5 protein-coding genes are annotated in these 4117 nt (G+C 46.5%); all 5 read right to left on the reverse strand.

Annotated features, from left to right (window positions below):
- A partial coding sequence (locus tag KJB29_RS18935; RefSeq protein ID WP_215735874.1) for a hypothetical protein occupies positions 1–209 on the reverse strand: 209 nt, incomplete at its 3' end.
- 696 nt (positions 210–905) lie between these two features.
- A complete protein-coding gene (locus tag KJB29_RS19480) occupies positions 906–2477 on the reverse strand; it encodes an RHS repeat-associated core domain-containing protein (RefSeq protein ID WP_343213583.1) in 1572 nt (523 codons plus the stop codon).
- A gap of 6 nt (positions 2478–2483) precedes the next feature.
- Positions 2484–2837, reverse strand: a complete 354-nt coding sequence (locus KJB29_RS18945; RefSeq protein ID WP_215735875.1) for a hypothetical protein — start codon at positions 2835–2837, stop codon at positions 2484–2486.
- A 175-nt stretch (positions 2838–3012) separates the two neighbouring features.
- A complete protein-coding gene (locus KJB29_RS18950; protein WP_215735876.1) occupies positions 3013–3237 on the reverse strand; it encodes a hypothetical protein in 225 nt (74 codons plus the stop codon).
- A gap of 275 nt (positions 3238–3512) precedes the next feature.
- The coding region (locus tag KJB29_RS18955) for an RHS repeat-associated core domain-containing protein (protein WP_215735877.1) at positions 3513–4117 on the reverse strand (605 nt) is incomplete at its 5' end.

Here is a 4117-nt window from a genome sequence, read left to right on the forward strand (position 1 = left end):
ACCGACTGGTCGGCAAAGTTGCCCGCATACTGGTGCATGACCGAGATGGTCATCGTGCTGAGGTCAACCCCGGTGACAGGTTCCAGTTCCTCGGCCAGCATCGATGTCGTCGAGCCAGAGCTGGGCCACCGGGGGGAATATGGGAAGTGTCCCTCATTTCCCCTTAACACTACCAGAAATCCCATCATGTTCTGCTTTTTCAGCTGCATACCAGAGTGGTGCACTTACGACTAGAATCTACCGTTCTTGCGTGGGACATAATCGATTTCATGACAAAACCACAAGAATACGAGCATTTGATAGGCAAGGGGTCGCCATTCGGATGTAATTACCAATCAGCCGACAGCTATTTGCTGATTGCCACCGTGAGCACAATATTTGCCGGTGTCGCCTTTGGGATAGGTTTTGCTTTCAAAAACAGAATATGGTCGGTTTCTTCGAGAGTAATGACCATATTGCTGATGTACATTGTCAATTTTGAAGGGCAGGTGCAAAAACTCCGTGAAGCTTTGCAACATAGAGCTTCACGGAGTTTTGTTTGGTTCAGATTGTTTCGTATCGGTCTGCCCCCTACGACATTTACAATATCAATGAAAAAGCAAATGATATTATAAATAGAGATATAAATAACACAAAATATTTGAGTAACTTAGATTTATAATTGGATATGGTTTTGTCACCGTAGTTTTCTTTTAAATTGAAAGCAGATAACAATAACCATGCAGACCCAACGGGCCATCTAATCCATTCACCAACGGCATCGATATACTTATCCTTTCTTATTAACTTAATAAATTCAGTATTATGTTTGGATTTAATATATTCATAGTATTTTCTATAATTGCTATACCATAACAAAAAACTAGCTACAGTGAAAAATATCAACACAAGTTGGAGAAAAGGAATTAATACCATTTTCCACCCCCGAGTGTCCATGTATAGCTTCCGCCAGCTATACCTCCAATATATCCAACTGCAGGACCAACTGTAATGCCAGCTCCAGTTACACTTCCGTCAGGGCTTCTATATCCGCCTAGCGACAATGCACCTAATCCGGCTCTACCAGCGTTAAGAAATGTCCCATTTAAGTCACTAACATTATTGGCATTGTTGCCGCTAAAATGGACTCCCGCTGCAGCACCATACACTGATGCTGCAGCACCGCCTCCAGCAACAAAAGTTACAGAGGAAGACCACCCTTTATACCAAGGCTTATTAGAATCATGAGCAAAATTGCCGTAAATTCCTACTGTTCCTCCAAAACCAAAAGCAGTCCCTGCACCTTCAAAACCGGTTGTAAATCCAGACTCTCCACTCGGGTCAGTCTTCATCACAGGGTTGTTACCCGTATAAGCCATCAGGTTAACATCCCCTCCGTCGAAGCCCTTCGGGTCCTCCGAGATGAACCGCCCGACGGAGGGATCATAATACCTAGCCTTCATGTAGTAAAGGCCATTCGGCTCGGCCATGACCCCGTATTTTGCAACATATTTGAACGGTTGGCTTATGGCTTCCTGCTGGTTGCCGATGGCTCCGAAGGGCGTGTAGGCATATCTGTTGACGATGTTGGCACTTGAATCAGTCAGAGCCACGGTGTGGCCGGTTCCATCGAAGTGGTAGCAGTACGGCTGGTTGCCCGAGGTCACCATGGCGAGAAGGCCATTGCCGTAGATGTAGTAGCGGGTGATGGCGTTGGTGCCGTCCGCCTCGGCCAGGAGATTGCCGTTGGTATCATAAATATACCTGGTGGTGGCACCGTTTCGGGTCGCCTCCAGCCGGTTCCCGGCGCCGTCGTATTTGTACTGGTAGCTGACCGAGCCGGTGATGCCGGTCAGCCGGTGGGCGTCGTCGAAAGTATAGTTGTCACCTGTCCTGGTGGCAAGCTGCCCTTCGTTGTCGTAGGTGAAGCTGGCGCTTCCGGCCTGCTGGAGTCGGTTTTTCTGGAGGTTCATGGTGAAATTCGTGTTTGAGGCGGTGGCGTTGAGACTGATGGGTACGGTCTGGGTGACGTTGGTCCGGTTGCCGTTGTTGTCCAGGGTGAAGGCGTAGGTGGCTATGGGGCTTCCCGCGTTGGAGAGGCGATTTTCGAGAGCGGTGAGCCGGTTGGCGTTGTCGTAGGTGTAGCGGGTGTAGGTGTTGTTGAACTGGGTCAGGTCGGTCATTCTGACGGCGTCGTCGTGGCCGATGACGTTGAGGGATTCGGTGAGCACCTGGCGGGAGGTGTCGGTAAGCCCCGATTCCCGGTAGGCCTGCATCTGCCGCTCCCGTTTCTCCACGAGTTTCCCCAGGCGGCTGCCGCCGAAGTCGTAGACGATGGCATAGGTGGAGCCGCGCTTCAGGGTGTGGTCCACCGTCTGGTCGGAGAAGTTGCCTGCATACTGGTGCATGACCGAGATGGTCATCGTGCTGAGGTCAACCCCGGTGATGGGTTCCAGTTCCTCGGCCAGCATCGTGTCGTCGAGCCAGAGCTGGGCCACCGGCGGTTACTCCTTTATCGGCCCAACCCCTCGCTTCCAAATTAGATGCTTGTCAGGACCAAACATGACTTTATCAATATTGCTTGGTACGGGAAATTCTAAAGCAAAGTTTCCACTAAGTCCTTTCTTCGTGGGAGTTAAATATACGAAGACAGTTGCAGTATCACCTTCTTTAATAACCTCTGTTTTTTCTACAGCCAATGAACTATGAAATGCTAATCCAGAGATTTTTAATGACATGTCGGGAACGGATTTAGTTTCGTGAATTTCAAAAAACTGGACATCGCGAAATTCTAAAGCCATTTTGCTAGTCATTGAGCAAGAACTTAATAAAAGCATTAGTAAAATTATCTGTGGCATGTGCCAACACCGCTGTTTGCATTAGATATTGAATTCTTTAGAGTAGATGGATTACTGTATGGTCCATATGGATTTAAATTCTCTCCAGTGCTACTGTTCCAAGCATTACATGCAAAGGAAGAACACGGTGCTAGATAACTCCAACCGTCAGCTCCATTTTGTTTATAGCTATTAATCACATTAAATAGAGATTTTTCTTGTGAGTCACTAAGATGCGAGCTACGTGTGGCCTCTCCTGTCCTTCCTGCTTCAATATTCTCGTGAAGACCATTTCCAAGGCCCATAGGATTGTTTCCCCAAGTTCCATATGTTGTAGTTGTTGTGCTACCATCAGGAGTATAAGATATCCAACTATGACCTGATAATCCACCACTGCCAAATAATCCATTGCCTTGTCCACTAGAGTGAATCGTTAAAACCCGACTCAGATACGAAGCGTCCAACGCTGGAATGTTGTTTCGTGTCCGGGCTTGGCTCTACGGTTTCACTTTTCCCTTCTCAATTTATTCTTAAAAATAATAAAACCTGCAAACATTAACACCCATCCTATTCCAGTCGATAATTTATTTTCATAAGAACTGAAAATGAGTTCATATACGAAAATACTAGAATAAATAGTAAACAATATTTTATAAAACTTATATGCTTTTATTGTATATGTTTTATCTTCCATAATCATCTACCACACCCTTTCATTCCACTAAAAGTGTCACGTAAAGTCATGGTAGTATCTAAAGCATTATAAACTGCTTCGAGAGATGACATTGATGGTGTAGCACCACCAGCAGCAGCGCCTAACAACAATGAACTTGTATTATAGGTAAAATCAGCAGCTTGGTGGCTTTTAGTTAAAGCATAGGAGGCGTTATATGTAAGACTTGGATTAGGTATTGATACAGGATTGCTTTGAATAAGACCAGTTGCCATCTGTACTACACCACGGCCTGCCATCTCAGCACCATATATGGCACTGCCAACTCCAACTACAGCACCAGCACCGCCAGTACCAGAGAGAAGTGCTCCACCAACAACAAGTACACCCCCCTTAGCTAAATTGCTGAATCCTTCTGATATAAGTCCAGGGTTAATCAACCCACTTGGGTCAACCCCCATGATGGGGTTACCGCCGACGTAAGCCATCAGATTCACATCACCAGCGCTGAAACCAGCGGGATCTTCAGAAATGAAGCGCCCGATACTAGCATCATAATACCTTGCCTTCATGTAGTAAAGCCCGTTCGGCTCACTCATAACGCCGTATGTTCCCACATACTTGAACG

It is taken from the genome of Geobacter grbiciae (genome assembly GCF_018531165.1).
Classification (GTDB): Bacteria; Desulfobacterota; Desulfuromonadia; order Geobacterales; family Geobacteraceae; genus Geobacter; species Geobacter metallireducens.

Bases quoted from the DNA above. Each gene is read 5' to 3' on its own strand.
- KJB29_RS18945 (WP_215735875.1), bottom strand. From the start codon at position 2,837: ATGCCACAGATAATTTTACTAATGCTTTTATTAAGTTCTTGCTCAATG.